Annotated in this window: 2 protein-coding genes and 1 pseudogene; 1 reads left to right on the top strand and 2 read right to left on the bottom strand. The window is 59.8% G+C overall.

What is annotated here, in order from left to right; all coding sequences use genetic code 11:
- Nucleotides 1-286 (top strand): annotated as a pseudogene (locus tag WBQ44_RS05790) (choline/ethanolamine kinase--aminoglycoside phosphotransferase); the annotation flags it as partial.
- A gap of 17 nt (nt 287-303) precedes the next feature.
- Here the strand turns inward: WBQ44_RS05790 and WBQ44_RS05785 are convergent.
- Both WBQ44_RS05785 and WBQ44_RS05780 read right to left on the bottom strand, forming a co-directional pair.
- On the bottom strand, nt 304-684 hold the full coding sequence (locus WBQ44_RS05785; protein WP_495565771.1) for a hypothetical protein: 381 nt from the start codon (nt 682-684) through the stop codon (nt 304-306).
- A 9-nt stretch (nt 685-693) separates the two neighbouring features.
- Nucleotides 694-1,215, bottom strand: a complete 522-nt coding sequence (locus tag WBQ44_RS05780; RefSeq protein WP_495565770.1) for a DUF3558 family protein — start codon at nt 1,213-1,215, stop codon at nt 694-696.
- Between the last annotated feature and the right edge of the window lie 371 nt (nt 1,216-1,586).

Raw genomic sequence — 1,586 nt, 5'->3', positions numbered from 1 at the left:
CCGTGCCTATGAGCTCGCTGTCCTGGTGACGGAAATGTTCTACGGCGAGCAGCAGGTCATGGAGTTGATCGAGGAGTTCTTCGGTAAAGCGGAGTGGTCCATGGTGTCCCGGGTGCAGGTGTGTAGCTTCCTCGCCGACGTCAAATGGGGACTGTGGGGGTGTGTGAACCACAAGCTCAGCGGGGCCTGGGACTTCGACTACCACAAATACGGGTCCTGGAAGCTGGCGCGGGCGAGGATCAAGATGAGCGACCCGAGATGGGCGTACTGGGTAGAGGGGCTGTGAGGCGACGGCGCCAAGGATCAGTTCGGACCCTCGGCGCGTAAGCCAGCGGCGTTGCTATCGTCGACCGCGTTGGTAGCGGCGAAGAACTTGCCGAAGACCACCTTCATCTTCTCGACGACATCGATGTGGCTTTGCAGTACGTCGACCATGTTGTTCTCACCGCCGACTGCTTTATCGGCGAAGATCTGCCTGAGCTGATCACCCATCTGGAAGTCTCCGAACCCGGTGACGTCAGCGAGCGCTCGCGCGGTCTCTTGATGGCTTTTGAGTTTCGATATATACGCGTCACACGCCGAATGGCACGACTGTGCAGCCCCAGGATCGAGATAGAGGTGGCCGCTGTCGGCGGCCACCGCGAGCGCCTGCCAAGTTGTCGCCGGTTCATTTGGATTGCCCATCGAGACCCCTTACTGCTGTGTGGACGGAACCGCGGATTCGAGATCGGTGACGTGTTTCAACACGATCTCGCAGGCATCGGCACCGTCGTCTGTGTTGTAGAGCACCGCGAACACGACGACTCCAGGGGGCGTAGCGAGGGCAATCTGACAGTCCCGGAGCGCGGCGTCGAAATCCGTCTGATACATGTATGCGTCACGGCCGCCGATCGCAAGATCACGACCTTCACGATTGGATACATCTTCCCTTGCGTCGGTGATGGTGTGATCAATCGAAGACATCACGTTCAAACCGTACGGATAATCGACTCCGCCGACTGCGTGGAACACACAGCGTTTCCATTCTGGTACCTCGATACCCTCGCCCCAGCCTTCGAGGCGGTACTCCGGATCCAGGCCCGTCGCCGCAAGTGCATCCGGAGTGATGCTGCAGGGATCCCAACGTTCAGCAGCAAGCGGAGCCCCATCGACTCCTCCGCCACAACCGGCCAGCACAGCCGACATCGCCATCAACGTTGCTACTTTTTTGCGCACCCAGCCCCCTCGATCACGTCGATCAACAGGTTAGACGCACCATCCGCCGAATCGGTTTCATTTCTGTGTTCAACCGACGGGCCGCTAGTCTGCGCGATGCCTCGATCGCCCTGATCCGGTTACCTGAGTCCAAGGCCTGCGGCGGCGAGGTTTGAGCTCCCACGCGAAGAGAATCGATGCCGAATTCCGAAGATGTAAATTGGATTCTCGGTTTTCACACGCTTTGAAAGAACGGCTCCGACGATTCGATGCCGATCCGCGGACGTGGGCGCGCCACCCGCCGCGGATCGGTATATGTGCGAGCTTCTCCACGTCCATGTGCACCAATTTCACCGGGGCGGGCGCGTTCGTCGCGCCGCGGTGGTCTTCGA

Origin of the sequence: Rhodococcus sp. (in: high G+C Gram-positive bacteria) (assembly GCF_049591685.1) — a bacterium.
Taxonomy (GTDB): Bacteria; Actinomycetota; Actinomycetes; order Mycobacteriales; family Mycobacteriaceae; genus Rhodococcoides.
This window is presented reverse-complemented; position numbering and strand designations above follow the sequence as displayed.

Coding starts and splice junctions, on each gene's coding strand:
- WBQ44_RS05785 (WP_495565771.1), bottom strand. CDS start 684: ATGGGCAATCCAAATGAACCGGCGACAACTTGGCAGGCGCTCGCGGTG.